Here is a 3,633-nt window from a genome sequence, read left to right as displayed (position 1 = left end):
GACCCATACCAACCCGCTGCGACCCCTGACCCGAGAACAGGAACCCGACCCTGCCCGTCCGGTTGGCGCGTCCGGTGACGACGTTCACCGCCGGTGCGCCGGCCGCGAGGGCCGCCAGCCCCGCGCGCAGTTCCGCGGGGCCGGCGCCGACCACCGCGGCCCGGTACTCCAGCGCCGAACGCGTCGTGGCCGACGAGAACCCGATGTCAAGGACGTCGAGGGGTGACGCGTCGTCGGTAGTGAGGGCCGTCAGACGCTCCGCCTGGGCCCGCAGAGCCACATCGCTTCTCGCCGACAGGACCCAGGGCACGGGCGCCGGGGTGTGTACCCGGTGCGACTCGGTCACAGCCGCGGCGGGCGCTTCCTCGATGATCGTGTGCGCGTTGGTGCCGCCGATACCGAAGGACGAGACCGCGGCCCGTCGGAGGCCCTCGGTCCCGGTCCAGGGCACCGGCTCGGTCAGCAGCCGCACGGCACCCGCCGACCAGTCCACGTGCGGCGTCGGCTCGTCCACGTGCAGCGTCCGCGGCAGCACACCGTGCCGCATCGCCATCACCATCTTGATCACACCCGCCACACCCGCCGCGGCCTGCGTGTGACCGATGTTGGACTTGACGGACCCCAGCCACACCGGACGGTCGTCGGAACGCTCCTTGCCGTACGTGGCGAGCAGTGCCTGCGCCTCGATCGGGTCGCCGAGCTTGGTTCCCGTGCCGTGCGCCTCCACCGCGTCCACATCGGCCGGCGTGAGCCCGGCGGAGGCAAGGGCCTGCCGGATCACCCGCTGCTGCGACGGACCGTTCGGCGCCGTCAGACCGTTCGACGCACCGTCCTGATTCACCGCACTGCCCCGCACGACAGCCAGCACCCGATGACCGTTACGCTCGGCGTCGGACAACCGCTCCACCAGCAGCAGGCCGACGCCCTCGCCCCAGCCGGTGCCGTCGGCACCGGCGGCGAACGCCTTGCAGCGGCCGTCGGCCGACAGCCCCCGTTGCCGGCTGAACTCCACAAACAGGTCCGGCGTGGTCATCACGGTCACGCCCCCGACCAGGGCCATCGTGCACTCGCCACCGCGCAGCGCCTGGGCCGCCAGGTGCAGAGCGACCAGGGACGACGAGCACGCCGTGTCGACCGTGACCGCGGGGCCCTCCAGCCCGAAGGTGTACGAGACGCGTCCGGAGACCACCGAAGCCGCCTTGCCGGTGAGCACGTACCCTTCGATCTCCTCGGGCGCGTTGCGCAGCCCGTTGGCGTAGTCCTGACCGTTGGTGCCGATGAAGACACCGGTGCGGCTGGTGCGGACGGACTCGGGGGCGATGCCCGCGCGCTCGAAGGCCTCCCAGGCGGTCTCCAGCAGCAGCCGCTGCTGCGGGTCCATCGCCAGCGCCTCACGCGGCGAGATCCCGAAGAGACCGGCGTCGAAGCGGTCGGCGCCCTGAATGAAACCGCCCTCACGCGTGTATGTCTTGCCGGACCGGTCGGGATCGGGGTCGTAGAGCGCGTCGAGGTCCCAGCCGCGGTCAGTGGGGAAGCCGGACATCGCGTCCCGGCCGGAGCCGATCAGCTCCCACAGGTCCTCCGGCGACTCGACGCCGCCGGGGAAGCGGCAGCTCATGCTGACGATCGCGAGGGGCTCGTCGGATACGGCGGCCGTCGTGTGCAGGGCGTCCGCCGACGGGTCCCGCGGGCTGAGGAGTTCCTCGGCCAAGTGGCGGGCGAGGACGGTGGGGGTCGGGTGGTCGAAGACGAGGGTCGCGGGCAGCTTGAGCCCGGTGACCGAGTTGAGCCGGTGCCGCAGCTCGACGGCGGTGAGCGAGTCGAAGCCCGTCTCGCGGAAGGTCCGGTCGGCGTCGAAGGCGCCCTCGCCCGTGTGGCCGAGCACCAGGGCGGCCTGCTCGCGGATCAGCTCCAGCAGAATGCGTCCCTGCTCCCCCGGTGCGACCTCGAGCAGGCGCTGGACCAGCGCGGACGCGGGCACTTCGGCGTTACGCGCGGCCTGGGCGCGGACTTCGAGTGCCGTGCGGGCCTCGGGCACGCCGAGCAGCAGCGGGCAGGGACGCATGCCGGCGAAGGCCTGGACGAAGCGGTCCCAGTCGACGTCCGCGACGGTCACGGTGGTCTCGCCGTGGGTCAGCGCACCGTGCAGTACGGAGAGGGAGGGAAGCGCCGCGATCGCCCGTACGCCGCGCCGCCGCAGATGGTCACCGACGGCTCCGTCGGCCATGCCGCCGTCCGCCCAGGGCCCCCACGCGACGGCCAGCGCGGGCAGGCCCTGCGCCCGGCGGTGCTCGGCGAGGGCGTCGAGAAAGGCGTTCGCAGCACCGTAGGCACCCTGGCCGGCGTTGCCCCAGACACCCGTCATCGAGGAGAAGAGCACAAAGGCGTCGAGATCGTGGCGGTCCCGGGTCAGTTCGTGCAGGTGCAGTGCCGCCTCCGCCTTGGGGCGTAGCACATGGTCGAGGCTCTCGGGTGTGAGTGCTTCGACCAAACCGTCCTCGAGCACGCCGGCGGTGTGCACCACGGCGTTCACCATGTGCCGGGCGAAGACCTCGGCGAGCGCGTCGCCGTCGGACGCGTCGCATGCCGCGACGGTGACCCGGGCGCCCAGCTCCTCCAGATCCGCGCGGAGTCCGGCGATGCCCGGGGCCTCGGGGCCCCGGCGGCTGAGGAGGAGCAGGTGCTCGGCGCCGGCTCCGGCGAGCCAGCGGGCCACGTGTCCGCCGAGCGCGCCCGTACCACCGGTCACGAGAACGGTGCCGCGTGGCGTCCAGGGTGCGTCCATGGGTGCCGCGCTCTGCGGCGCACGCACGAGGCGGCGGCCGGAGACGCCGGAGGCGCGTACGGCGAGTTGGTCCTCGTCGCGCTGGTTCAGCAGGCCGGCCAGGCGCTCCAGCGAGCGAGGGGTCAGCTCGGCAGGCAGGTCGATGAGACCACCCCAGCGCTGCGGCTGTTCCAGGGCGACGACCCTGCCGAGGCCCCACAGCTGGGCGGAGATGGGGTCGGCGAGCGGATCAGCCGTACCCGTCGTCACCGCACCGCTGGTCAGACACCATAGGGGGGCCTCGATCCCGGCGTCGTCGAGGGCTTGGAGAAGCAGGACAAGCCGCTTGAGGGCGTCCGTACCACCTTCCTCCTGAGCTGGTGGTGCGACGAACATGACACCGTCCACCCGCTCATGCCCGGCGTCGGCGAGAGCGCGGACGAGCGCATCGCGGCCGGTGTCGCCGGTCACGGCGACCGGTACGACCATGAGGCCGAGTTCCGTGAGCCCGGCGCGGATCGCCTCGGTCCACGCGGTCTCCTCGGGGACCACATGGAGCCAGGTCCCCGACGGCATGGCCCCGGCCAGGTCGCGGAGCGGCTGCCAGGTGATCCGGTACCGCCGGCCGTCGGCGACGGACTGCTCGCGCCGCTGCCGACGCCAGGCGGACAGCTTGGGCGCCACGACGTCCAGCTCGACGGGCTCCAGTCCGAGAAGCGCACCGAGGGACGCCGGGTTCTCGCTCTCGACGGAGTCCCAGAAATCGGCGTCCAGCGTCTCCCGGGCACCGGCGGTCGCCGGCCCAGGCGCGTCGAGCCAGTAGCGCTCGCGCTGGAAGGCGTAGGTGGGCAGGTCGACGCGGCGGGCGC

General features: G+C 72.8%; 1 protein-coding gene. It reads right to left on the bottom strand.

The window, feature by feature from the left end:
* Positions 1-3,633: SDR family NAD(P)-dependent oxidoreductase (locus tag ABEA26_RS35335; protein ID WP_345598088.1), on the bottom strand; the 3,633-nt coding region annotated here is incomplete at both ends.

Origin of the sequence: Streptomyces marokkonensis, assembly GCF_039539045.1 — a bacterium.
GTDB lineage: Bacteria > Actinomycetota > Actinomycetes > Streptomycetales > Streptomycetaceae > Streptomyces > Streptomyces marokkonensis.
Note: the sequence above shows the minus strand (reverse complement) of the source record. Positions and strands in the feature narration are given on the sequence as shown.